The sequence below is a fragment of the Lysinibacillus sp. FSL P4-0201 genome, assembly GCF_038593425.1.
In the GTDB taxonomy this organism is placed as follows: domain Bacteria; phylum Bacillota; class Bacilli; order Bacillales_A; family Planococcaceae; genus Lysinibacillus; species Lysinibacillus capsici.
In genome coordinates, this window is the sequence record NZ_CP151995.1 from 3,992,570 (window position 1) to 4,018,270 (window position 25,701).

Below are 25,701 nucleotides of genomic sequence, written 5' to 3' on the forward strand. Positions count from 1 at the left end.
AGCAGGATTTTTTCATTGCATCCTATTCTTCGTCTAATGACGTTAAGATAATTGGTTTATCTTTTGTTACAATGACTGAATGTTCGATTTGAGCTACAAGTGATTTATCAGGTGTCACGAATGTCCAGCCATCACCTGCTTCTACGATATGCTCTGCATTTGCTGAGATAAATGGCTCAACCGCAAGGACCATACCTTCTTTCATAATAGTAGTATCCCATGCATCGTAATAATTTAAAATATGGTTTGGTTCATCATGTAAAGATTGACCTAAGCCATGACCTGTTAAATTCATAATAACAGTTAACCCATTAGCATTTGCCTCGCGTTCAACAGCTTTACCAATTTGATTTAATTTAGATCCAGCCTTTACCTTTGTCATTGCTCGATCAAAGGCACTTTTAGCAACACGGCAAAGCTTTTCTTTGTCCTCATAGCCATCACCCACAACAAATGAAATACCTGTGTCAGCAAAATAGCCATTTAAAGAGCCTGAAACATCAATATTTACGATATCTCCCTCTTGAATAACACGCTTTCCTGGAATACCATGTGCTACTTCTTCATTGACGCTAATACATGTATACCCTGGAAAATCATATTCTCCCTTTGGTCCTGAAATAGCACCAGCCTCTGCAAACATGCGACCAGCAATTTCATCAAGCTCAAGTGTTGTAACACCTGGTTTTGTGGCAGCTTTCATTGCTTCGCGAATTTCAGCACAAATGCGTCCTATTTTTTTAAAAGCTTCAATCTCTTCTTGCGTTTTTACAATCATGTATAACGTCCCTTTCATCTAATATCTATTCTTTAATATAACATAACTTTTTATGCGTATAACGATAAACGCTTTAAATATTGTATGCTTTCCTACTTTGCAAAGTGCTAAAAGAGTTATTCACGACAAAAAAGTCCCTCCACTCCTGTGAAGGGACTAGCATTAAGCTTTTCTTTGCATTAATTGGGGAGCGGCTGTAAATAAAAGAACACCAACGATAGCCGTTAAAATGGTTGCTGGTAGCATATATGTACCATTGTAGATGATGGAATAGATCCATGCATTTTGGTCACCCGCATATTCGGCAAAAAATACAGCACCAGCGATTGTATGTGCTGTGTATCGTAAGAAGCCTGCGAAAACGGTACCTATGATTATATAAAGTGCCATTTTTGTTTTGTTCATATGTTTAGCAGCGTCTAACACTGGTCCACGTACAACCGCCGCTAATCCTACAACAGTAAAAGCAACGCCATAATCCAGTAATCCTTGTAGCCAGTGCACGATATAAGAACCAAACATTGTTTGCATAACACCCACAAGTAGTCCCGTAGTAAGACCAGCTACTAAGCCCCAGCGAAATGCTATTAACATAATCGGTACCATAACAAGACTAACTGAGCCGCCTTGTGCCCATACTTTAAAGGAAACCTGATCCAGTACGAGACCTATCGCTGCAAAAATCGCAATCTCCACTAGCATTAATAGTCTTTTTTTGTCCATACATATTCTCTCCTTTGTTCCGATGTAGGATACAAGAGCAGGAATAGAAAAGCGCTGATATGTCTCTTTCTGACACCTTTTTCCTTTAAGGACGAAAAAACGATGTCAGGACAGAGCCTCACATCGTACAAGTGTCGGTTTCTATCCACATCCCTACGCAAGCGTTAACTTACAGGTTCGAAGAGTCAAGGCATTACGTGCCCAGTCTCAGCTGACATCATCAGCTCCCCTTGTGGTCGTTACATCTGAATTTATTTGAACACTCTCATTGTACGCAAAGGATTGAAGGATTACAACCTTCCATACATCATTTTTTTGAAACTTTGCTGTTTTTCATGCGTAAATATTTAAAAAGGAGGTACAACTATGGAGAATCAAAAAATTTTAGCTGCCTTTAGTTATCTTAGTATTTTCTTCGCCCCTTTTATCGTTCCATTAATTGTATATTTCGTGACAAAAGACAGTGATGTAAAAAGCCATTCGATTCGTGCACTTGTCTCTCATTTAATACCCTTTGTTTTTGGCATTCTATTCTTTATTGTCTTTGTTTTTTCTACATTTAGTTTAGATCCAACCTCCAGTAACAAGACAGTGATGATTATTTGGTTTGCTTCATTCGCCATCTATGCTCTCGTCTCACTCGGTATTGTGATTTGGAATATAATTCAGGCTGTTCGTGTTATCCGTTAATGTTTTATTTTTAAGTGAAACAGGTAGTAGTAATTGTAAAAGGAGCTGTTTTGGGATGAAAGTATCAAACGTTGTAAAAACTGCCGTTAAGTTAGCACCTATTGTTATTCCTATCGTAAAAAAAGTAATGGCTGCAAAAAAGGGCACAACGCCTACAACCACAACTCGAAAAAAATAAAACGAAGGCGTATTCCTTTTAGAAATACGCCTTCGTTTTATTTCACTTCAAAATGGGTTTGACTATGGCCATTTAATGTTTTTTCCACATGTAAAACTGCTGGCATCGCAGATTTCAATTCAGGTACATGCGAAATAACGCCAATCATACGACCAGAATCCTGCAAATCAATTAATGTATCGATTGCTTTATTTAGTGATTCCTCATCAAGCGAGCCAAAGCCCTCATCAATAAACATCGTTTCAATATGAATATTACCTTGGTAGCTTTGAATCACATCTGCCATCCCCAATGCAAGGCTCAACGAAGCATTAAATTTTTCACCACCTGATAAAGTTTTGACATCTCGTAATTGATCTGTATAAGCATCATAAACATCAAGACCAAGGCCACTTTGCTTCGCATGCTTTTCTAATCTATCTGAACGTCTAAGCTCAAATTGACCGTTTGATAAATGATACAGACGTATATTTGCGGCTTCTGTAATTTGATCTAAGTAGTTAATTTGTATATAACGCTCAAAGGATAGCTTTTTCGAATTTTGTCCATTTAATAATCCATAGAGCTCCTTTACTCGTCCTGCTTCTTGTTCAAGTAAATGAAGCTCTTTCGCTATTTCTTCCACCCTTTCACTAAAGCCTTGGCATGCTTGTATAAAGCCATTCATCTGTTGCAAACGTTTAAATGCTTCCTCATAGGAAATTCGCTGCTGTTCTACTCTTGCTTCCATCGCCTCTAAATCTTGCTTCTCTTTTCCTTGAAGGTATGTAGCCCCTTCGGTAATCTGAATTTGCAACGTGTGTACTTGTAAAGCATAGTCGCTACATGCTTTTCGAAGTGCATCCAATTGTATGGTACTCCGTTTAGCAGTTGCATAAGCCTCATAGCTTTCGAAACCTATTTCTTGCATATCTGCTGAAAATTGCTGAAGCTTTTCATTCATTTTAAGCTGTAATTCCTCAAAGGACTGTTTGGCAATTTCTACAGTTAGTGTTGCATTGCTAGCTGCTTCCTTTGCTGCATGCAAATTTTCTTGACTCACTTGCCAACTTTTTTGAAGCTCTTCTTTCTGTTTACTAACTTCATTAAGTTGTTGCTTTAATTGCTGTAAAGTTGGTAAATTAGGGGGCATCTGCTTAAGTTGTTCGTCTACAACCGCTTGTAATTTTGTCCATTCTTTTATCTGCTCTGCTAAATATTGCTCTAGCTTCATATGCTTATTTCGTAGCTGCTCTATTCGGTCATGCTGATGCTTTATTTTTAATCGCACATCAGCTAATTGATGTTGAATAATTTTTAATGCAGCAATCTCTTGTTCAACTTCATGTAAAGTAGCGGTGATCTGTGGTTGGTCTTCTTGTTTAATATGTTGAGCATCGAGTTGTCGCCATGTATCTTGAAGAAGTTGCTGCGCTGATGCTAAAAATGCCTCTTTCTCCAAATACTTACGCTCGTCTGATGATGCCTTCGCTCTTAATGCTTCCACTTGAGCAAGCTCAATAACTTCCAGTTGCTCATTGTGTGCTTTCTGATGTGTCATACTACCACAAACAGGACAGGGTTCTCCTTCCTTCAGTTGTTCTGCTAAAATACTAGCTTGACTCGCCAGCCATCGTTGCTGCAAAAGTTGAAGAGCCTCTTTACTTTCTTGATAGAGACTTTCTGAAGCAACTACATCCTGCTTAGCTAAATCTACGGCATGTTTATATTTATCCGCTTGCTTGATTAAAGCAACCTGTTCCCGTAGTTTCGGTAATTGTTCTAAATAGCTTTCATAGGGTTCAACCTGTTTTTCATAGCCTTCTAATGATTGAGAAAAATGCTGTAATTGCTCTTGTTCATTTTCCAAAAGTTTGACGTTATCATTTACTGCTCGTTTTGCATTTTCAGCATATTGCTCCGCTATTTGCAGCTGCTGTATATTGTTTTCATAGGCTTCAAATTTCGGTAAAAGCGCTAGCATCTGCATTTCCTGCTGTAAGATTTGCTGTCGTTCAGATTCTTTAGCCTGCTCTATCTCATATTTTTCTTGCGCTTCTTGCAACTTTTCTTGTGACTGCTGTTGCTTAACCTTTGCTTGTTGAAATGCTATCTCTTTAACATTCAGTTCAGCACGTAAATCCTTGCATTGTTGTTCGAGGAGCACCAGTCGCTCTGCTTGTTCTGCTAAAGCAATCTCCTTCTCCTTTGCTTGGTATAAATCCTGCTGTTGTAAAAGCATTTGCAGCCGTTGCTGTCGATTAGCTTGTTCATCAAATTGCTCATTTAGCGTTTTTGCTAAGCGATAATATTCCTGCTCTTTTTGATGAAGGCTATACGCTTCTTCATAGTATGACTGTTCATCTTCTCCACATTTCTTATAGTAGTTAAGCTCCTCATCAAGTGCCTCTGTCAGTTGATGTAAATTTTCGGTATTATCAGCAATCAATGTAAATAAAGCGGAAGAACGTTGTGGTAAGGCGCCCACAATTTGACCAAGTAAATGTTCTTTTAATTGTTTGGCACGCTCAAGATCACTTTCTGCTTCTTTACGCTTGGCATCAAGCTTTTTCGCCATGACACCGAAACGATCTGTTTTAAAGATTTTCCGTAAAATTACTTCTTTATTTGTTGAATCAGAGGTTAATAGTTTTCTAAATTCACCTTGAGGTAGCATGACAATTTGGCTAAATTGATCTTTTGTGAGACCTATGATTTCCTGCACTTTCTTATCGACTTCAAGCGTTTGCTGTTTCTCTACAATGCTATAATCTAGCTTTCCGTCTTTTACTTCTGCTAGCTCTATTTTCTTTCCAGTAACCGTTTTATTTTTTTCTTTAATATGACCTGGCTGTCGTACTATTCGATAGACCTTTCCATGCATTTCAAAGACGAGTTCTACAGCTGTATAAACTTCATCATGTGCAAAGCCGCTTCTTAGTAAAGCTGTATCCTGCCGGTCCTCCCCACTACCTGATCCGTAAAGAGCATAGCAAATAGCATCGAAAATGGTTGTTTTACCAGCACCAGTTTTTCCAGAAATGGCAAATAATCGATGCTCCCCTAGCTCTTGAAAATCAATTACTTCCGTGTCTTTATATGGACCAAACGCTGTAATTGTTAACTTTAAAGGCTTCATTTTACAGTCTCTCGCTCCTCATCTAATAACTCCTGTAACATCTCTGTGAATAGGCGTTCCGTATCTTCATCAGGCTGAATGCCAATAATATTGGTGAAGAATGAACGGAATAAATCAATATCTTCTAGTTTTTCAGCTTCTACTACTTGTAGTTCACTTGGCATATCTTGTCTTAGTACCTTCCGCTCCACATGCATAGCGTGCGGAAATACACTACGAATACGTTCCATCGGTGAAGTCACAGATATTTTATCCGTCAATCTAACAAATACATAATCCTCACTTGGTGTGAACGTTAATAACTCCTCTAATTGACCTTCTACTACTCGTAGATCTCTTCTTGGCACAAGCTTTCTTTTACTTACTGTGGTGTTACCTTGCTCATCTAATTCGATGATTAAAAATCCTTTCTCATGTAAATGCTCAGATAACGAGTACTTTAAGATAGAGCCTGCATAGCATATGGTTTCGTTTAAAACAAAATGTGCCTTATGTAAGTGCCCAAGCGCCGTATAGTGAAAAGGTTTGAATAAAGCTGCATTCACACAATCTGAGCCTCCAATGGAAAGGGATCGCTCGGAATCACTAGTATTTGCTTCCTCCTCACCATACTTCGTCACAAAGGCATGTCCAACAAAAACATGACGCTTACTTGTGTCCATGTCTTCCGTGATATACTCAATAATTTTTTGCATGGCGTCTTGATGAGAACGGATTGATTCATCTTCAAAGATGTTGCGAATAGCAGCTGGCTCTACATAGGGCACTAGGTGAAAATGTACTTCCCCATGTTGATCATTCAAAACAATAGGGGCATGATTTTTTGTAAATTGGCCCTTAATATATAAACCACTATCACTCATTAAACGGCTACCAAAATTTAAACGACCTGCACTATCATGATTTCCCGCCACTGCTAGAACAGGAATCTTCTTCTCTAATACTATTTTCGCTAATACATCATTTAGTAAATTAACTGCCTCAATAGGAGGCATCGAACGATCATATAAATCACCTGCGATGATAATTACATCTGGTTTTTCCTCATCAATCGCTTGTATAAATTGTTGAAGAATATAATGTTGATCTTCTGTCATATAGACACCTTGAACAAGCTTTCCTAAATGCCAATCTGCTGTATGAAATATTTTCATTCTAGTACCTCCTAGTCTTCTCTATATTTTAGCATGACTATTCCCAATCTAGTGAACACTAAAGGTTTAGTAGTTCTAGCCAAAATTGGTTTTCATAGAAAAAAGCATCTTATAAGTAAGATGCCTTAGATACCTGCTATTTAGATATATTTGATAAATGCCTTATATCCCGGGAATCCCTGAATTACGTAAGTCATACGAGGAGATTGATGTTGTGTCACATTTTGCTTCTGAGGTTTCGCTGATGATTGTTGCTTTAGGATTTCCTCAAATGACTTGGGATTTGGCTTTGGCAATTCTGCTGAAGAGATGTTTAAAGCATCACTACCACTATAAACTTGTAAAAATGAGTTAGCCATTTGTCGATAGCCTTCAATATTTGGATGAACATCAGCACTATTTGGTAAGTAGTTGGTTGCATTCAATCCAAAGGCATCATAGACATTTATATAAGCTGCGCCAGCTATCTCTGCTTGTTGTTGTAAAATCGTATTTAATCTAACTAGCTGGGCATTGGTTCCTTCTTTTTGCGTCGGATGAACTGTTGGATAAGCAAAATAATACCCTATAACATAGATTTTTGCTTTAGGCGCACGTTCTTCTAATTCATCCAAAATCGATAGCATATTTTTTCTTGCCAAATTTAAAGCGTAATCTGCCTGAAGCTGTGAAAAAGCTAAGGTCCCTGCATTTGGGTTTACCTGGACAAGACGTAATAAATCATTAGCCCCTGCCGAAACTGTAATAAGCGTCGCATTTGCTAATAAATTTTGCGCTTCCTCAGATCGTATTCGTTCTAATACATCTGTCGTAGTAAAGCCAGGAAAAGCAAGTTCTTTTGTATAAAATGATAATTGACCAATCGAACTTAATTTCATGGCAATCAAATCACTATACCCTACATCAATTTCTTTGTAGGGTGTTTGACCTGCTGCTAAGGAATCGCCAATAGCCACATAGGTTTCTGTTTGAGCAAAAGCAGATGAAACCCCAATTGTCATGAATACTATTGTCATACCTATCAAGCTACAAAATCGTTTCATCTGCTTCCCTCTTTTCTTATTGACTAAAAATTTAAAATGCCCAGCTACCCTTGCGGAAAATTGGCTCAACCGTACCATCTGGTAAAATACCATCGATGTCCATTTCACCACTGCCAATCATGAAGTCTTCGTGTGTCACAGAAATATTGGCACCCAATGCTTCAAGTTGACCGTTTTCTAGGTCTCTACCACCCTCTAAGCAAGTCGGATATGCCTCACCAATAGCTAAATGGTTTGAAGCATTTTCATCAAACAGCGTATTAAAATATAAAATTTCCGACGCTGAAATTGGTGACTCGTGAGGGACAAGTGCTACTTCACCTAAGTAGCTTGAGCCTTCATCCACTTGAATAAGCTCTTGCAATAAATCATGTCCTACTTCAGCCTCTGCCTTAATAATTTTGCCCTCTTCAAATGTTAATTTAAAGCCATCGATGATATTGCCCTGATAGACTAATGGCTTCGTATTACTAACATAACCGATTACACCTTGTTTCATTGGCAGTGTATAAACTTCTTCTGTTGGCATATTGGCCACAAAGACATTATCTTCTGGTGTTTTACTACCACCAGTTAGCCATTTATGTTGTGGTGCTAAAGCTATTGTTAAATCTGTACCAGGTGCTGTATAGTGAAGCTTTGCATACTTTTTATTATTTAAAAGCTGTGCACGAGATTCTAAATTAGCTACATGCTGACGCCAATTATCAACGGCATTGCCTTCTCCAATATGAACCGTTTTAAAGATAGCTTCCCATAATGCAGGTACTTGCTGCTCCTCTGTTAATTGAGGGAAAACCTTTGCTGCCCATTTAGCTGAAGGAACTGCTACGATGGACCAAGCAATTAAATCCTTCATGACTGCATTGCGATAGTTTTTTAATGCTGCCCCTGATACTTTTTGATGTGTTGCTAGTCTGTCTGCTGGAATTCCTGTTAGCTTATCAGGATCTGCTGCATCAATCCATAATAGAGCTCCTTTACGTTCAATCAGTTCATCACGCATTTTCACAACCCATTCAGGGAAGCGATTAAATTCCTCATCGGATGCATGCTCAAAATAAGCACGATCCAATTCATCATCGGAAAAGTTTACATGAACACGGCCTGCTCCAGCCTTGTAAGCCTCTTTTACAACTAAACGGGCAAAATCTAAAGCATCCACAGATGTATTGACTAATAAGTACTGACCTGGTTGGATATTCACCCCAACTTTTACTGCAAGCTCTGCATATGCCTGTAATTTCTCTTCAAATGTCATACTATTTCCCTCGCTTCTGTCCAATTGTTTTAGAATTACCTTCAATCAGCTCGCCATCATGCCATATTTTTTGCACAGGCTTGCCCGGAATTTCCCTTGTCCATTTTTTATAGGTTTTTTCATCACGATAAGATAATAAGGTTAATACTTCACCATCAGCTCCAGCACGCCCCGTACGACCAGAACGATGCAAATACTGTTCAATAGTTCGTGGGACATCAACATGAATAACATGTGTTAAACCAGCAATATCTAAACCACGAGCTGCAATATCTGTTGCAATTAAAATACGCGCATCTCCTTTACGGAATGCATCTAACGCTTTTTTACGTTCTTCTTTCTTCATATCAGAATGGAGCGTGACAATCGGTGCTGAACGGTATTGTAGTTTTGTTTCCTTCATTAATAATTGATCGATATTATTAACAAAAGCCAACGCTCTTAAACCCTCTGTATGGGAAAGTCGGCGCAGGAAATCCGTTTTATCACGTTCTTCTACCTTCACAAAAGAATGGACAACTTTACCGACCTTTAACATGTCCTCAGGCTTAATTTTAAAACGCAGTGGCTCAAACATCATACGACTTGCCACTAATTCAATTTCCTCTGTAATCGTAGCCGACACAACAACAACTTGTCGGCCATAGGCAGAACCTTCGATAAAGGATTTGATAACAACACGGTATTCACGACTTAGTAATTGATCACATTCATCTAAAATAACTGTTTCGACTTCTTTGAGTTTTAATTTTCCTGCTCGTGCTAATTCGTTTAAACGACCAGGTGTGCCAACAACAATCGTTGGCTTTTTCTTCAACTTTTCAATTTGACGAGCAGAATTGGCACCACCAATCAGCTGTTGAACAGTAATGTCTGTTCCAGCTGTCCACTCACGAATAACTTCTACGATTTGCATAGCGAGCTCTTGCGAGGGAGCTACGATCAGTCCTTGTGTTTGCTTTTTTGCCCCATTCACTTTATTTAATAATGGTAAGACATATGCTAACGTTTTACCTGATCCTGTTGGTGATTCCGCCACAATATCTTTGCCTTCAAGCATAGCTGGTATCATTTCATCTTGAATTTTCATGGGTGTTTCAAAGTTCCATTTTGCTTGTAGTTCTTCTTTTAATAAATTTATGACTGACATGTTATTTCCCACCTTCTATCTACTTGACACTAGTTTAACACACTCCGTAGGTTCCTACTTTATATGTACGTAAGCAATTTTCTAATCGTTTCAAGAGAACATTGCTTCCTTTCATAAAAAATCTGCTTCACTCAACACGGAAAGTAAGCCTGTCCACAACTCTTTCAAGAATTGTAGCTTACCCGTGAAAAGCAAGCAGATTCTTTTCAATTCAACTAATCGACTAATTCATAACCACAAGCTAAAATGGCACATTCAGCTAAAACGATTAATGAATCAATATAAATGTCACTTAGCTTTAAATCTCTGTTTACAACAGATAGCTCTGTACAACCTAATACAATTCGATCACAATTTAGTGCTAGCATCGCCTCTTCTATCGGTTGCCAATCTTCTAGCGTAACATCCTTCCCAGCCTTGACATAATCATAAATGATCGACATCACATAGGATCTCATTTCATTATCTGGAACAACTGGTGTAATACCAAACTCCTCAAGTGCTTCCTGATACATCCGTGATGTTAACGTGCCTGTTGTTGCTAAAATACCTACTCGCTTTGCTCCTAAATCAGCAGCACGCTTCGCTGTTTCGCGAATCATATGCAAGATAGGTATAGGAGAACCCTCTTCAATTTCTTGATAAAACGTATGCGCCGTATTACATGGGATCGCTATTATGTCTGCTCCTACCGAAGCTAGTTTTTTTGCATCCTCAATAATGACTGGAACTGGATTGTCCTTTGTATTATCTAAAATAAAGGCCGTACGGTCAGGAATATTTGTATCATTATCAATAATGGTATGTAAATGATCCTGATCTTTTTGTGCTTTCGTACGTCTTACAATCATTTCTCCTATAAACATTGTTGCAAGTGGACCAACGCCACCAATTATACCTAAAGTTTGTTTTTTCATGTGTTAGACAGACCTTTGTTATTAAAATATTTCTTATAGCTACGATAAAAGCTTAAATTATCAAGCGTGACATTCAACCAACGTTTTGCATTCATATCCTTATAATTAAAAATAGAATCTGTAGCCATACCTTGACGAATTAAACTTTTCGCCTCCATTACTAGTTGTTCATTTTGCACATATTTGAACAGCACACCATTCGGTACAATTGTCCAAAGATGCTTGTTCCTCACATATGTTAGTTGTTGTTTACTTCCTCGAACATAATCGTTCGCTACATACTGCATTAAATTAAAGCCACTGGCCGTCACATAATAATTGGAAAGTTCATTATGTAATTCAATACTCAACAATTTATATTGACCATCACGATCATCATATTTCATATCAAATGTGGCAAAGCCTTGAAATTGTATCGCTTCAAGGAATAGCTTAACATTATCCATTAATTCCTGATGATAGGTTGTCATAATCGCTACATAACGTCCTATCCCTTCTGGAGAATGCTCTTCTAAAATAGGGTTTCCTACTGCAAGAAGTTTTGCCTTCCCATCTTGTCCTATATATGCATTAACAACACGCATGTTAGCGTCTTCACCTGGTATATATTGTTGAATCATCAGATCATCACGATAAGCTGATTCTTTATAGATAGCACATAATATACTGTCCTTTTCGTCCTTATCATATGCAATATATACTTTTTTCTTACCAGGAAAAATACAAGTAGCATATTTTGTCATATTCATGGGCTTAATGACAACTGGATAATCAAATGGCATGTTGTAGTCTTCATAATCATTCACCGTGCATACATGTGTAGCAGGGTATTGAAAACCAAATTGTGCACATAGCTCATACATGCTTTCACGAGTTAAAAGTTGATGCGCAAGTGTGGCGTCTACATAGGGAACTAGAAAATCCTCTGCTAACTCTTCTTTGTGTTCTACGATTCTTTTGACATAAAATTCATCACAGGCTAATAGCAGTAATTTTTTGTCTCGGAACTCCTCCGCTATGGCTTTTAGGGCGGTCACAAATCTTTCTTCGATATGAAGTCGCGGTATCTCGCGAAAAGTCCATAAATCACTTTGTTGAATTTTTTCCATGTTCGTATGGTTTAGTGCAAGTGGCTTCACACCATAGGCTTCGTAAAATGCTCTGGCCATGCCATAAGCATTCATTTCATCTCCAAGTAAAACAGGTAAAAAAACGTGCTCAATGGCCATTCTACTCAACTCACTTTTACTTTTTTATTAGTGTAACATACTAATGATTTATAGCTTATTTATGAACAGCTACAGCTTGTTTGCCTAATTCCTGATAACTTTTGAAAAATTGATCGACATTGTAAGTAACATACCCTTTTAAAGGATCCATTACGACTACCTTATCACCTAAATGTCCCGTTAAGACGACTGCATGTAAGTTCATAAAAGCATCATGTCGAGTCGTTTCCCCTGTATAAATCCAGCCTCTTTCTGCTTTTCGTTTAGGCTTTGATAAATCTAGCGTTACCCATGTCACGACAGGAATACCTTCACGCACAAGCTGTAAAATATCATCCTGTGAGGCGTTACTCATATTTTTGACATGTAAGCCAGCTTGTTTATCTGTAATAACTGCCTCAGCCGCTTTGACAATTGGAGCAGCAAAAACATACATGCCACGAGCTTTATCACGAGGATTACCTGCAAAAGCATCATTGGGATTTGGTCCAAAACGTTGATTGCCTACTGTTCGTATTTCTTGCTTTGGTAAATACTTGTCAGTCATTTCGAGCTTCGACACATTCATTCCAAAATAATTTAATACGGCTGTAAGTGAAGTAATTTCACAGCCATGTGGCAGCTCGGGGTTTTGCATGACAACAGGGACATCTAACTCCTGATCGTCTCTTAAAAAGTGTGTTTGCAATCGATAATAGGGCTTTGTTGTATCGTAAGTGAAATTCTCGATTGTTGTATACCCATTATTTGTCGTACTATTTTCAAGTGTTGTTGCCGCAATTGCATATTCTCTCCCTGCCTTGAGCTTCGAAAATATAGCTTCTCCCTCTTCTGAACCAATCGCTTCTTCCACTACTTCACCTGTTTGTACATCTGTAACCGTAAGGAAGAGATTTGGAATAGGTGCCCCGCTATTAAATTCTACTGTTAAAACCGTTAATTGATTTTTTTGTTCAGCATCTTGCTGAGAAAATGGCTGACAGCCTGAAAGTAACATAATAATCAAAATGCCAATAAGTAAAAGGCGTTTATACCCCGTCCACAAGACAAATTCCGCTCCTATTCTAAGGCGAAGAGCAGCCCCTTCGCCATTCTCATTATTCAATTTGTCGTAGACTCTATTATACGATACTTTCATAGCCGTTCCTATTTTATCTTGATTTAGTAACTATTTTTTGTACTAATATCGAGTTACACAAGACAGTGAACCCCAAAAATCTGGATAGCAATTATGCCAAAGGATAATTGAACTGTCTTAAATTGTTGTCACTTTCGGCCGTAATGTATGCTTTAGTACCTTCCCAGAGGCATTTCGTGGCAATTCTATTAAAAATTCAATTTCATAAGGTACTTTGTATTTGGCAAGTCGTGTTTGACAATAGGATAGTATCGAATTTTCATCAAGAGACTTCCCTTCCTTTAACACAACAAATGCTTTTGGTACTTCTCCATATACTTCATGTGGCAATCCAACCACTGCTGCTTCTAAAATTTCCGGCATTTGATATAGAACTTCTTCTATTTCGATTGGGTAAATATTTTCTCCACCACGAATAATCATATCTTTTTTTCGATCTACAATATATAAATAGCCTTCCTCATCAAAGCGTCCTAAATCGCCTGAGTACAACCAGCCATCCCTAATCGCTCTTGCTGTTTCCTCTGGATTGCGTAAATAGCCCTTCATTACTTGTGGTCCTCTTACGCATATTTCGCCCACCTCTCCAGCTGGTACGGTCTTTCCGTCACTATCAACTACACAAACCTCTGTCTGTGCTAATGGTTTTCCAACTGAGCCAATTTTCGTCAATGCATCCGTATCTAATAAAGAGGTAGCTGCAGGTGAATTTTCAGTTTGACCATAAAGATTTTGAACCTTTACATTTGGAAATGCTTCTTTCACTTGCTTTACAAGCTCATAAGGCATCGGGGCAGCACCGTAACATAATAAACGTAAATGATTAAAGCTATGTTCCTTGAATCCAGGAGTATTTAATATAATGGTATACATAGATGGAACACCAAAGAAAATTGTCGCCTCAGTAGCTACAATTTGAGCTAACGTTTTAGTTCCTGAAAATGCTTCTTCAATGACCACTGTTCCCCCTCTATAAAACATAGGCATAGCAAATACATGAAGACCTGCACAATGAAACAAAGGCGTACAAATAAACATTTTGTCCCTGCTAGACATATTCATAGAAGACGACCAAATATCTGCTGTAGCCACGATATTCTGATGCGTTAGCATGACGCCTTTGGGTTTACCTGTTGTTCCCGACGTATACATGACCACTGCCGTATCGTCAGCCTCTAATTGCACAATTTTTCTAGCACGATTATCATATTCAATTATGTTTTTCATTTCTTGAAATCCGATTGTATGTTGGAATGAATAAGAAACGTCCTCTAATACCTCTGTTAATCTTTCATCAAAAATTAAGCCCCTTGCTTGTGAATGATTAAAAATAAAATCAACCTCAGGAGCAGCTAATTTAGTGTTAATTGGCATCACAATAAATCCAGCTAATTGGACACCTAAATATGCGATTAAAAATAAATCTGAATTGAGCGTATATAGGGCAATCACATCATCCTTTTTAAAATCTTGTTCCTGCAAGTAAGTCGCAAATCTTTCTACACGTTGGTAAAAATCATGATAGCTTATTGCCTTTCCATCATACAATGTTGCAATTGCATTTGGTTGTTGCCCTGCATAGTCTTCAAGAATATCTGTCATCAACTTCGTCATTATAAGCCCTCCATACTTTCATTTTATTATTATTGAATAAACAAGAATGGGAAACTATTAAACTTCTTAAAATTCTGAAAATTACGATTATATTTTATCAAGCAATGTATTTCTTGGCAATTTTTCCACACATTCAAAATATGTAGCTGAAGTAACGAAATATTCTTAGACATTTTACTTTTCTAGTAATTTCTATTAGGTGTATGATACTTGTACGATTATTATTAGGAAAGGCCGGGTTTAAATGCTTTATGCACTTTTAGGAGATTTACATTCTAATATAGAAGACACTAAAGCTGTTCTAGCTCATATTCAACAAACAGCAGAGGAAGCAACAATCATTGGGTTAGGGGATTTATATGAATGCACTGTAAGTAAGAAAAAGGCACAAACCATATCTGGCTTACCTTTGCAAAAGGCGGCCATAGTAGAAAGTGAATTTGAAAAACTGCTAACCTTCCCCTCTATTCGAGGCAATCAAGAAGAACGTATTACTCAGGTCACTGGCATTGAACGTTTTAAAGCTTTACCAGAGACAATAGAGATTGATGGAGCCACGCTTATGCATGGACATCAATTTAGGTGGAATGTAAGCTGGCAACCGACTTTTCCACCCTTTCAAAAACCATTATTTTTCTTCGGGCATAGTCACGAATCAGGTCTTTATCATCAACAAAAAAAGCTGCCGATTCGTATTCGCTATGGGCAACCAATTGCGTTACAAGACAAACAATATGGTGTGAATGTAGGCTCTGTTATCAATCACCGTGAATGGTGTCTTTATGATAGCCAAAAGCGTACAGTGACATTTATGTGTGTTCCACCTATTAATCTATAAAAGAGCAAGCTAGTATGTAGACTAGCTTGCTTTCCATTTTTTAATGAATATATTGCTTTTTCTCACTCAATAAAATTTCCTTTAACTCTTTTAATTTTTCAATTACAACATACGATTCATCCGTAATTTCTTTCAGGTATTTTTCAGCGCCCGTTTTATTGCCTACATTGTACTCACGCACTGCTTTTTTTGCTATATCATGCACGTGAATAAATGGTTGTTCTAACTCTGCGTAGACACGCTCCTCACCTAACAGTTTCTTTCCTGTGCCATAGTACCATTCGCCAAGGCGTGATTCTTTTGGAGACCCTACATCCTGCTCCGTCATCGTTTCAAAGCCTAGTAGCAAATTGTAGATTTTCCATCTCCACAATAGGTGATCGGTAATAGCTAATTCAATAATATCCTCTTGGCTAATAATAAAGTTTTTAGAAATTGTTGTGGATCGGTATCCATCAATCATTTTACTTAATTTATAAATGGCGGAGCCCATATCAAAAACGATTACCTTACTTTTTTGCATGCTCTCTGTAATTGTATGGTTACGTTCAGAAATAGTAGTAGCAGATTGTGCCTGAACCTTTGTCATTGTAGCTATTTCCTCAAAGCGCGCCCCCTGCTGCTGTAAGTTTTTATTTAGCTCAGCTAGCGTCTGTGATATATATAAGGTATCTGTAACACCTTGATGTAAATCTTGGGAAAATTGAGTCGTCAATGAACTAATATTATGGGTAATATGAAGTAACTCCTGTATATCTGTATGTATAGATTTGACAGATGTACTTGTATCATCAGCAAGTTTCCGAACTTCCTCTGCAACAACCGCAAAACCTTTTCCTGCTTCTCCAGCACGAGCGGCCTCTATTGATGCATTTAAAGCCAACAAATTTGTTTGATCTGCTATTTTTTTTATTAATTCCATTAATTTCGCTACACTATTTACACGCTCAACTAAACGCCTAATATCTTCCTGCATTGATTTATGGCCTTCATCGGTTGTCTGTAAAATAGATGATACTTGTTGTAATGATTCCAAATCCTGATTTAATTTTTTAAAGGCATGCTTTGTTTGCTCTGAAATATCACCCACTGATGTGGCAATTTCTTCAATACTTTCGTCTAACTCATGCATTAATTGATCTGCTGCAACAATCTCCTGTTGCTGAATCTCCTGAAATTCAATCAGTTCCTTAATGGTATCTAACTGTGTATTATAAGTAATTATTTCACCTAATCCATTTACTACAGATCCTGCTTGAATTTCAATATAGGTCTCCAAAATAATTTGTTGATCAATTGTTACTAAGCTATCGTAAGACAATAAAACATCCAGCATTTTTTCTTCATCACGAGATAGTTCTTTGACAATAAGTGGAATGATTAATTGATTAATCAGTGTATAGGCAGATATCATCCAATTCGGTAGTACACCAATTCTTGCATGAACATAAGCAATTTTACGACGCTTAAAGACATAATCTAAATCTAATTCATCATCAAATAAGCTAATAAAATGTGTATCAAATAATCCTTTTAAGCGCTCTACTGTCGAATGTGTATTGATGACATGATTAAACTCTGGGATTTCCAGTAGACGAGCATAAAAATTATCGAGTATATGCTGTCGATTATTCTCATAAATTTTACGTAAAAACCCAACAGATTCTCTTCTAATTCTAGATAAAGCAAGGAAATCCAATTTTTCTTTAAAGCGTTCATTTGTTTCGATGTCTGAATTTTTCGTAGCCGAAAAATAATCATAACTTTGATTAATCTTCTTCCTTTTGAACATAGCTCCCACTCCTAGTTGTATTCAAGTAAAATAAAATTACCAATATTTTAAAGCCAATTATAGATTTCTCTTCATTACCTTCAACTAATAAAACATATATATTTTACCAACAATAGAATAACAAAAATAGATTCTCATTTAATTCTTTACACTTTATTATTTTTCCGTCCACTTTATTGACAATTTCTTATTTTCTTAGTTAAACACTGTCTTTACGCAGAAAAAGCGCTAAAATCCCGATTGATTTAGCGCCTTCTTCCCATATAAACTTCTCGTTAGTGCTAGCACTCGCAATCGCAATTTTGTAAGCTATCCAGTAGCTTTTCCATGGCTTCTAGTTGCTCACACAACGTTTGAATCATGCAACGTAGGATTGGAATTAACTCTTGACAGATGCAGAATCTAAGCACATTTTGTGCCAGTCGTATACCACCCTGATGATGGACGATCATTTCCCGAAGATAATTGATATTAATGCTATTAGAGACTGGTGGAGCACACATTGCGTTGAACATAGCTTCTGTAATTTCTTTGTAAGCACACATATACTCGTATAATTCATACTCTGAATTTTGTACGACACAACATCGATTTTGTATCGCTTCAAGACTCTCAACCATTTCTGTATGTGTGCGAATGATTTCTAAGGCGAGATTTTGCACAGGTATATTCGTTGTATAACGTAAAACATTTTCAGACATTTGTATTGCTGCAACTTGATGAGGGATGATTTGCTTAATAAAATTTTCTGAGATACTACAAGTAATGGTTACATAGGTCATACCCTGCATCATTTTTTTGAGGATTCGCTGATATTCCTCTAAATATGCCTTTGTCACATTACTGAGTTCAATTGGTTTAGCCATTAGACACACTCCTTTCAGAGTAATGTATGCCTGCTAGGTTGTTGTGCGATAGACAATTGTACCAATTGCTCAATTTTTACCAACCTTTATCATCGTAAAAAACTATACTTGCTCTTTCTTATATGTAGCTATGCATGTTGAACAAATGCATAGATTTGGCTCTCTTTGCACTGTAGTTAACAGGGTTTCTGGAATGCTAACTGTCATACACCAGCACTCTTTTTCACCTTTTGCCACGCCACAATGGTTTTCGCCTCCGCATAATGGACATTTTATTTCTCCAGTTGACATGCTTTTACAACTCCTTTATTTTTCATCATTGTAAAATAAAAAGGGAAGAGCGCTCAATACCTTGCTCCTCCCAAAACTTTAATGTTGATGCTTGTGTATATCTTGTTTTACTTCTTCAATGTCAGTGTCACTATAAATAGATGTTCCACGTCCGCCACTTTTTGCTAACAGGGCCTTCACTTCATTATAGGATAATCCTGCCTCTGCATTTTTTTGCTTCACTTCGTTAATATTTGTGCCTGCAGATGTAAACTGGATGTCTTTTTCACGATTCATCATTTTTACCTCCTATAATTCATCTGGCTGCATTTCAATTAATTCGTCGCCTTCTCTTTTTACACGCTTATTGAGTTCCTCTATCGGAATGGCATCTACAGTTTGCATATCCTCATGCAGATCGAAAAGACTAATCGTATCTGATTCAACCATGTCAGGCTTGTCCTTACTATTTAAATTCATGAACATTTTCTTTTCATGTGGTATTTTTTCGATGTCCATTCTGTCACACTCCTTTTCCTATAATGTGTGTAATGCTGAACAGATTATGTGTCTTTCTCTTTCGCACTTTTATCAATTCGATGATACTCAGCTATTTGAATAACTCGTACATGTTTTGTGTGCAGTTCATGGTATATCCCCCTACTATCCGTAAAGGAGATATATTGATCACGTTCATTTTTCACTAATTTTTCTGCCTCTTGTTGCGATTCAATAAAAATGAATCTTCGTACATAATGTACCTCATCAAAAAAATACGTAATTTTAAATTCCTTCATCTTTATGCCCCTTAATCCTGCAATGTCACTGCTTATTCTGTCCAGAAACTGAAAAACCTTGCATTCCTAAAATTACATAAAACATCTGATGCATATAGTAGAGCAATAAATCTTTGCATTGGAGGGAACAATAATTGATTCATACTGTCAAAGCTGGTGAAACCCTTACTCAAATTTCTCAAGATTACCGTACATCTTTGGCATCCATTCTCGCTGCTAATCCAGGAATTCAGCCTGATCATCTTTTCATGGGTCAACAAATCGTCATCCCTGGCTTGCCTGAGCCCGACACAATTCCTTACCGTATTGAGATATCTACCAACAATCGCTGGCTCCGTTTATATAGAGACAATATCCTTCAAAAACAATACCCAATTGCAGTTGGACGCATGCTTCACGAAACACCAGTAGGTAGTTTTATGATCATCAATAAAGCGCCAAACCCTGGTGGTCCTTTTGGCACGATGTGGATGAGTCTTTCTAAACAACACTACGGAATTCATGGCACAAATGATCCTAGCTCTATTGGGCATGCTGTTTCACATGGGTGTATCCGCATGCAAAATCGAGATGTTGAAGAGCTAGCCAGTATTGTGCCAATAGGTACAGAAGTAGTGATTCATCCCTAACTTAAAAGGCTATCTAGTTAGTTTAGATAGCCTCTTGTTTTACTTATCTTGTTCTCTAGCCTGTGCGAGCTTCGTTAAATAGTATTGCTCCTCACGCCACATATGATCCGCCATAGGAGCTGTAAATGTACCTAGCACCTCTGCACTTAGCTCCATCTCTTCTAGCTCTCTTAAAAATGTTTTAAATAATGTCATTTCAAGCTCAACATCTTTACTAAAGCGTTTTAAAGCAGGAAAGGAATTCATATTCGTACGTAAATAGCCTGTTAATTCAACAGCCTTTAAATAAAATTGCTCAAAGTGTTGAGCAAACTCATGGCTCTTTTGCTTCAAACGCTTCTCAACACCATCTAAATCATCATTAATAATGCCTGCATGACCGGAGGCATCTAAAAGCCAAACTAAATGATGATGAAGCTCATGAAAAATAGGTGGTGCTTCTCCTTTTTTTAAATAACCCAGCACATTTTGATATTCTTCTAATTCATTAACCATATGATTGACAAACGTAGGCGTTAAATGAATCCCAATATCCCCCAATAGTTGATGTCTGAGTAGACGAAGCTTGAACTGCTTAAATTGCTCAACATTGTCGTCCACGGACACTGAAAAGGATACAGCATTTGAATCATCGAGTGAAGGGACATAGGTAAGTAGCTGCGAGAATTGATAAATATACGTATGGGCTCTTTGAATATCTTCTTCTTCTGAGGGATAAAGGGCGTCATGAATAAATTGAGCGTGGTTTTGCATGATTTCTAGCCAAAATCTATGCTCGAAAATGGCATGTTGCACAAAATTTGACAAAGGTCTACCTCCTCTTATCTTGATTTTAGAGAAATAAACTAAAAAACTTCCCTCGAGCTGTCTTTGCTTTCTGTTATCTCCCCATTCTATTCTTCGTGCTATACAATTAGTCTTACTGTAAATTTCGTATAGGATGAAATGCTAAAAGCTATACTACCTATGGCAAAACCATTTAGATGGCTTTATTTAAAACTATAGGAGGGAAATACGTGTCAACAAGTAAACAGCTATTATCCATATTCGCCCTAGGTGGGATAAATGAAATTGGTAAAAATATGTATGTAGTACAATATGCAGATGACATAATTATTATTGATTGTGGAGCAAAATTTCCGGATGAAACCCTGCTCGGAATTGATTTAATCATTCCTGATATTACGTTTTTACTTGATAATAAGGAGAAAATTAAGGCATTAATTGTCACACATGGACATGAGGATCATATTGGTGGAATTCCCTATTTATTAAAAAAATTAAACGTCCCTGTGTATGCTACCCGATTCACCCTCGGACTTATTGAGTTAAAGCTTAAGGAACATAAACTTTTAAGAGAAACGGATTTAATTGAAATTCATGCTGATTCAGCACTACATTTAGGACAAATCGATATTAGTTTCTTTAGAACCAATCATAGTATACCCGATTGTTTAGGAATCGTTTTAGCTACCCCTGAAGGAAATGTTGTCCATACGGGAGACTTTAAATTTGATCTAACGCCCGTTAACAACCAGTTTGCTGATATTCATAAAATGGCTGAAATCGGTTCAAAGGGTGTGCTTGTCCTTATTTCAGAAAGTACAAATGCAGAAAGACCAGGTTTGACCCCTTCTGAGCAACTTGTAGGGCATCATATCGAGGAAGCCTTTTTACATGCTGAACGAAAAGTAATCATCTCAACATTTGCTTCAAATGTTAATCGCATCCAACAAATCGTACATGCTGCAATTACCACCAATAGGAAGCTAGCTTTAGTAGGGCGTAGCATGGTCAATGTCGTTGATGTCGCGATTGAACGAGGTTATTTATTTGTACCAGAAGATCTGTTAATTGATGCACGAGAGGTCAAATACCTCCCACCAGAAGAGGTCGTGGTCCTCTGCACAGGTAGCCAAGGTGAGCCTCTAGCTGCACTAGCAAGAATAGCAAATGGTAATCATCGTGAAATTAAGGTTTTACCAGACGATACAGTCATTCTTGCGGCTTCACCAATCCCAGGTAATGAAAAGGGCGTTTCTCGCATTGTAGACAATTTATTTCAGCTTGGTGCTAAGGTTATTTATGGTTCTTCCAGTCATACAGGTATGCATGTATCAGGACATGGTCATCAAGAGGACTTGAAACTTATGCTGACGTTTATGAAGCCTAAATTCTTCATCCCTATTCATGGTGAGTATCGTATGTTACATCAACATCGTTTATTAGCAGAATCTATTGGCGTTCAAAAGGGACATACATTTATTATGAAAAATGGTGATGTAGTTGATATTGAAAATTCAAAGGCAAGGCAGACACGGAAAATTCCTGCTGGGGATACCTATGTTGATGGGATTGGCATTGGTGAGGTGGAAGGTATTGTCCTCCGTGATCGCAAGCAACTTTCAGAAGACGGAATGCTTGTTATTATGTTGACACTCAATAAAGCTGACGGAGCTTTTATTTCAGAACCCGATACCATTTCACGTGGTTTTGTTTATGCTAAAGATTTCGAGGCACTGTTAACTAAAGTCAATGTGCTTACCAAAGAAATCGTCAATGAGCTTCAAGAAGAGGGCAGACAGCAAATACATGTCCTTCGCCGAGAAATTAAAAGAGCTGTTGGACAATATTTATTTACCCAAACAAAAAGAAAGCCCATGATTTTACCAATTATTATTGAAATTTAACAAGTCGGTGCAAGGATTGCCCAATCCATTTGCACCGACTTATGTTAATTGCTCAACCTTTGAAAGGAATCATTTAATAAATCTCCATTATAAACCTTATGTAACATATCAGCATATAAATATTGGAGCTGTTCAAAGCTATGATGTAAGTTTTTTGAATGCTGATTTACTTGTTTTGATACATTATCGAAATACTGTGGAAGTTTTTCCACCGCTGTGACTAAAGAATCTTTATTCATTAATAAATGTTGAATAGCGTTTAATAGTTGAGCTGCTCTATGCTGTATATCAAGAGGAGGTAATTCAATTATTATACGAAGGATATGACGCCTCTCTTTATTTATTTGATACCATTTAAAAAAGTGAAATAAATAGTCACTAACAACAATGGATTCATTTGGAATAATGGCAATGATATCATGACCGATGCACACAGCTTTTTTACATTGATAAATAATGGTTTCCTTTAAATTTAATTTGTTGAGAAGAATGCTTTTTGCAGGTACCAGTGACAAATTTAATGAATCAACCGTGTGATCAATCTTTGGCACTTGACTAGCATCATCATCTACCAATAATTTCAAAAGTGTTGCTTTGGTGATAAAAGGAGTACCTTCCCTAGTAAAACATTGATCGTTCAAAATTAAATGACCAATTTGGACTTTTGCTATTTCTTCTAAAAAAAACTGCTTCACCATGTATGAACCCTCCAATCCTCTGTCCCAATTAATACCCTAAATACAATCTTCATTAACGCATACCTAGTTATTTATTTAGGTCATTTGTCTGGATAAAAGTATTACTCTAAAGATTGTACCATTTTAATGTAACTTTTTCTCTATTATACCACTATAATAGTATAGTCATTTCCATTGTTTTTCACTAGCTTTTAACATAGAGGTGAATCATATGTCAGATTTTTTAAAGCTAGTAGGTGAACAACTTCGGATTATTCGATTATCTAAAGGACTTAGCCAAGAAGAAGTGGCTGAAAGAACAGGGAAGTTAGGTTTCAGTAAAGGAAGAGTTTCCAATATTGAGCATGGACAATCTAATATTACCTTAAGTACTTTGGAAACAATCATGAAGGCATTAGACATTACCCCTGAGGAGCTATTTAATTTTCAAAAATTATCTGGCGTTACTGATATTGAGGAGAAAAACCTCATGCTAGACATTCATCGCTCATTATTAAGAGAACGAAATTTAGACGAGGTAAAATATGTAGTTCGTATAACGAAGGATTTTTTAGATACGATTGATTCTCAATCAAAGAAAAACAGCTCTAACGGTCAATGACCATTGGAGCTGCTTTTTTATTTCAAAGTAACTTTTAGTAGCTACATACCAAACTTTTGACGATAGCCACATTTTCTACATAATTCTTCCACAGCTTCTCTTCTCGAGAAGCCTTCAACAATCTTATTGGCACGCTCCCCTTCTACAATGTCGGAGAAGGATTTTTCATGTACATTTCCTAAATTAATGACACCTTCCCCATCCAAACAGCAAGGTACTACGGTACCATCCACCAATATAGCTGCTTGACTACGCAGTGCATGGCAAAAACCCTTACCTTCATCCTCTGGCTCTAGGAGACTTGGCCATCTAAACTCATGATCCTGATTTAAATATACATGAGGCGCAATTTTTACCCCTTTACCAGGTTCTACTTTTTCTTCTATACGATAATCAAGATGATACTCATTTTCTAATATTTCTAAAGTCTCGCGGTTGCGACGAGCTGCAACATCCGAAACATGATCCTGTTGTAGATTCCATAAACGATAGGAAATAATCGTATTGTATTCCCTAGAATCTCGCACAAAATCCAATATATCCTCTAAATATTTTTCACGATTTTCAGAGCCTTCATGCCCATCAAAGCTATGCAACGAGAAATTAATTTGACGTAATGCTGGCTTTCCTAATATTTTCTCGCGATTTTTTTTGATTAGCGTACCATTCGTTGTAATATTGACTTTGAATCCTTTTGCATGGGCAGCGTCTAATAGCTGATCAATTCTTGGATGTAGTAATGGCTCTCCTTTCACATGCAAATAAATATATTTTGTATGTGGACGAATTTCATCTAATATTTTATTAAATTGTTCGACTTTTATAAGCCCCTTTGCACGCGCTGTAGGTGGACAAAAACTACATGCTAAATTACAAACACTCGTAATTTCTATATAAACCTTTTTAAATGTTCTCAATGTTGCTTCTCCGTTCCCATTCACTAAATAATCAAATCTCATTCATTTTAACAAATTTATTGGATAGATAGCAAAAATCGTTGAGCTTCCCTCTGGACACTCCTACCTTTTCTCTAGGTAACATGGCTACACGTACAGGTGGGTTCAAGAAGCGCTAATATCTTAATAGTAATAGGAAAGGAAGGGAGGAGAAACGATGTCTGGTTTTAATTCTAAAAAATTTTATGGACCTGACGAACCTGAGCAGGAATCCTCTAACAAACAAGGGAAAAATCATATAACAATAAACTTCACATTCAATATAGGAAATACAGATTTTCACTTTGAGCAACGTGCAGAAGGCGGAGGCCAAATCAATCATGATGTAGGCACAAATGCCAACCAAGGTGGACAAAATGCTAGTAACGGTAGTCACACACGCAACGTCAATTCGCAATTTGCTGACGGTAATGGAAGAAGTGGTATTGCTGGTAATAATAATGACGAGGCTGGTGGGCAACAAGGCATTAAAGTACGGGATAGTCTTGTCATTGAAAGTGATATTCATTCATCCTCTAACCATAGTGAAAGTAATGAAGAAACTGATGTATTAACTGAAGAAGATGAGTAG

At 37.3% G+C, this 25,701-nt stretch carries 27 protein-coding genes and 1 riboswitch; of the genes, 7 read left to right on the forward strand and 20 right to left on the reverse strand.

Translation table 11 applies throughout. The features are described from left to right. Positions 1-22: 22 nt before the first annotated feature. Together map and thiT are read right to left on the reverse strand one after the other, a co-directional pair. Positions 23-778: a type I methionyl aminopeptidase gene (gene map / locus MKY76_RS20195; RefSeq protein WP_048394807.1), complete on the reverse strand. Its 756-nt coding sequence runs from the start codon at positions 776-778 to the stop codon at positions 23-25. 162 nt (positions 779-940) lie between these two features. Next, positions 941-1,501 carry an energy-coupled thiamine transporter ThiT gene (gene thiT / locus MKY76_RS20200; protein WP_036076950.1) on the reverse strand — a complete coding sequence of 187 codons (561 nt, stop codon included), beginning with the start codon at positions 1,499-1,501 and terminating at the stop codon, positions 941-943. A 133-nt stretch (positions 1,502-1,634) separates the two neighbouring features. Continuing rightward, a riboswitch (TPP riboswitch) is annotated at positions 1,635-1,742 on the reverse strand. A 125-nt stretch (positions 1,743-1,867) separates the two neighbouring features. Between thiT and MKY76_RS20205 the strand changes: the two genes are divergently transcribed. Both MKY76_RS20205 and MKY76_RS20210 read left to right on the forward strand, forming a co-directional pair. Next, the gene (locus tag MKY76_RS20205; protein WP_048394810.1) at positions 1,868-2,191 is read left to right on the forward strand and encodes a DUF4870 domain-containing protein; all 324 of its coding nucleotides are present in this window, start codon (positions 1,868-1,870) and stop codon (positions 2,189-2,191) included. Positions 2,192-2,246: 55 nt separating this feature from the next. Next, positions 2,247-2,369: a hypothetical protein gene (locus MKY76_RS20210; RefSeq protein WP_004225603.1), complete on the forward strand. Its 123-nt coding sequence runs from the start codon at positions 2,247-2,249 to the stop codon at positions 2,367-2,369. Between the two features lie 37 nt (positions 2,370-2,406). Here the strand turns inward: MKY76_RS20210 and MKY76_RS20215 are convergent, their stop codons facing one another. The 9 genes from MKY76_RS20215 to MKY76_RS20255 all read right to left on the reverse strand — a co-directional run bounded on the left by MKY76_RS20215 (position 2,407) and on the right by MKY76_RS20255 (position 14,993). Further along, on the reverse strand, positions 2,407-5,487 hold the full coding sequence (locus MKY76_RS20215) for an SMC family ATPase (RefSeq protein WP_342557083.1): 3,081 nt from the start codon (positions 5,485-5,487) through the stop codon (positions 2,407-2,409). Continuing rightward, positions 5,484-6,641 (reverse strand): exonuclease SbcCD subunit D, encoded by a 1,158-nt coding sequence (locus MKY76_RS20220; RefSeq protein ID WP_342557084.1) that lies wholly within the window; start codon positions 6,639-6,641, stop codon positions 5,484-5,486. The genes MKY76_RS20215 and MKY76_RS20220 overlap by 4 nt, the downstream gene beginning before the upstream one ends. Positions 6,642-6,781: 140 nt before the next feature. After that, positions 6,782-7,684 (reverse strand): GDSL-type esterase/lipase family protein, encoded by a 903-nt coding sequence (locus MKY76_RS20225; protein ID WP_257962111.1) that lies wholly within the window; start codon positions 7,682-7,684, stop codon positions 6,782-6,784. Between the two features lie 31 nt (positions 7,685-7,715). Beyond that, a complete protein-coding gene (locus MKY76_RS20230; protein WP_342557085.1) occupies positions 7,716-8,945 on the reverse strand; it encodes an aminopeptidase in 1,230 nt (409 codons plus the stop codon). Between the two features lies 1 nt (position 8,946). After that, a complete protein-coding gene (locus tag MKY76_RS20235) occupies positions 8,947-10,095 on the reverse strand; it encodes a DEAD/DEAH box helicase (RefSeq protein WP_004225614.1) in 1,149 nt (382 codons plus the stop codon). A gap of 215 nt (positions 10,096-10,310) precedes the next feature. After that, a complete protein-coding gene (locus MKY76_RS20240) occupies positions 10,311-11,012 on the reverse strand; it encodes an amino acid racemase (RefSeq protein ID WP_048394818.1) in 702 nt (233 codons plus the stop codon). Next, positions 11,009-12,241, reverse strand: a complete 1,233-nt coding sequence (locus MKY76_RS20245; RefSeq protein WP_328013152.1) for an ATP-grasp domain-containing protein — start codon at positions 12,239-12,241, stop codon at positions 11,009-11,011. The genes MKY76_RS20240 and MKY76_RS20245 overlap by 4 nt, the downstream gene beginning before the upstream one ends. Positions 12,242-12,296: 55 nt before the next feature. After that, entirely contained in the window at positions 12,297-13,379 is a 1,083-nt protein-coding gene (locus tag MKY76_RS20250; protein ID WP_233436262.1) for a C39 family peptidase, read from the reverse strand. A 117-nt stretch (positions 13,380-13,496) separates the two neighbouring features. Continuing rightward, a complete protein-coding gene (locus MKY76_RS20255; protein WP_342533458.1) occupies positions 13,497-14,993 on the reverse strand; it encodes a long-chain fatty acid--CoA ligase in 1,497 nt (498 codons plus the stop codon). 244 nt (positions 14,994-15,237) lie between these two features. On the opposite strand from MKY76_RS20255, the gene MKY76_RS20260 reads away from it, so the two are divergent. Beyond that, on the forward strand, positions 15,238-15,831 hold the full coding sequence (locus MKY76_RS20260; protein WP_112116686.1) for a metallophosphoesterase family protein: 594 nt from the start codon (positions 15,238-15,240) through the stop codon (positions 15,829-15,831). Positions 15,832-15,871: 40 nt separating this feature from the next. Here the strand turns inward: MKY76_RS20260 and MKY76_RS20265 are convergent, their stop codons facing one another. From MKY76_RS20265 to MKY76_RS20290, 6 genes are all read right to left on the reverse strand, one after another. After that, a complete protein-coding gene (locus tag MKY76_RS20265) occupies positions 15,872-17,623 on the reverse strand; it encodes a protoglobin domain-containing protein (RefSeq protein ID WP_342557086.1) in 1,752 nt (583 codons plus the stop codon). Between the two features lie 281 nt (positions 17,624-17,904). Continuing rightward, positions 17,905-18,489 carry a DUF305 domain-containing protein gene (locus tag MKY76_RS20270; protein ID WP_004225628.1) on the reverse strand — a complete coding sequence of 195 codons (585 nt, stop codon included), beginning with the start codon at positions 18,487-18,489 and terminating at the stop codon, positions 17,905-17,907. Positions 18,490-18,591: 102 nt separating this feature from the next. After that, a complete protein-coding gene (locus MKY76_RS20275; protein WP_048394824.1) occupies positions 18,592-18,780 on the reverse strand; it encodes a cysteine-rich CWC family protein in 189 nt (62 codons plus the stop codon). Between the two features lie 78 nt (positions 18,781-18,858). Next, positions 18,859-19,056 (reverse strand): hypothetical protein, encoded by a 198-nt coding sequence (locus MKY76_RS20280; RefSeq protein WP_048394825.1) that lies wholly within the window; start codon positions 19,054-19,056, stop codon positions 18,859-18,861. Between the two features lie 12 nt (positions 19,057-19,068). Continuing rightward, a complete protein-coding gene (locus tag MKY76_RS20285) occupies positions 19,069-19,278 on the reverse strand; it encodes a hypothetical protein (protein WP_004225632.1) in 210 nt (69 codons plus the stop codon). Between the two features lie 44 nt (positions 19,279-19,322). Beyond that, a complete protein-coding gene (locus MKY76_RS20290; RefSeq protein ID WP_016993469.1) occupies positions 19,323-19,556 on the reverse strand; it encodes a hypothetical protein in 234 nt (77 codons plus the stop codon). Between the two features lie 134 nt (positions 19,557-19,690). On the opposite strand from MKY76_RS20290, the gene MKY76_RS20295 reads away from it, so the two are divergent. Further along, positions 19,691-20,185 carry a L,D-transpeptidase family protein gene (locus MKY76_RS20295; RefSeq protein WP_048394827.1) on the forward strand — a complete coding sequence of 165 codons (495 nt, stop codon included), beginning with the start codon at positions 19,691-19,693 and terminating at the stop codon, positions 20,183-20,185. A 39-nt stretch (positions 20,186-20,224) separates the two neighbouring features. Here the strand turns inward: MKY76_RS20295 and MKY76_RS20300 are convergent, their stop codons facing one another. Beyond that, a complete protein-coding gene (locus MKY76_RS20300) occupies positions 20,225-20,992 on the reverse strand; it encodes a DUF2935 domain-containing protein (RefSeq protein ID WP_257962118.1) in 768 nt (255 codons plus the stop codon). Positions 20,993-21,201: 209 nt separating this feature from the next. Between MKY76_RS20300 and MKY76_RS20305 the strand changes: the two genes are divergently transcribed. Then, positions 21,202-22,875, forward strand: coding sequence for a ribonuclease J (locus MKY76_RS20305; protein ID WP_342557087.1), 1,674 nt, complete (start codon positions 21,202-21,204; stop codon positions 22,873-22,875). 44 nt (positions 22,876-22,919) lie between these two features. Here the strand turns inward: MKY76_RS20305 and MKY76_RS20310 are convergent, their stop codons facing one another. Beyond that, a complete protein-coding gene (locus tag MKY76_RS20310) occupies positions 22,920-23,573 on the reverse strand; it encodes a hypothetical protein (protein WP_315061658.1) in 654 nt (217 codons plus the stop codon). Between the two features lie 211 nt (positions 23,574-23,784). On the opposite strand from MKY76_RS20310, the gene MKY76_RS20315 reads away from it, so the two are divergent. Beyond that, on the forward strand, positions 23,785-24,174 hold the full coding sequence (locus MKY76_RS20315; protein WP_004225641.1) for a helix-turn-helix transcriptional regulator: 390 nt from the start codon (positions 23,785-23,787) through the stop codon (positions 24,172-24,174). Between the two features lie 41 nt (positions 24,175-24,215). Here the strand turns inward: MKY76_RS20315 and MKY76_RS20320 are convergent, their stop codons facing one another. Continuing rightward, on the reverse strand, positions 24,216-25,091 hold the full coding sequence (locus MKY76_RS20320; protein WP_048394836.1) for a radical SAM/SPASM domain-containing protein: 876 nt from the start codon (positions 25,089-25,091) through the stop codon (positions 24,216-24,218). A gap of 196 nt (positions 25,092-25,287) precedes the next feature. Between MKY76_RS20320 and MKY76_RS20325 the strand changes: the two genes are divergently transcribed. Next, on the forward strand, positions 25,288-25,701 hold the full coding sequence (locus MKY76_RS20325; RefSeq protein WP_048394838.1) for a hypothetical protein: 414 nt from the start codon (positions 25,288-25,290) through the stop codon (positions 25,699-25,701).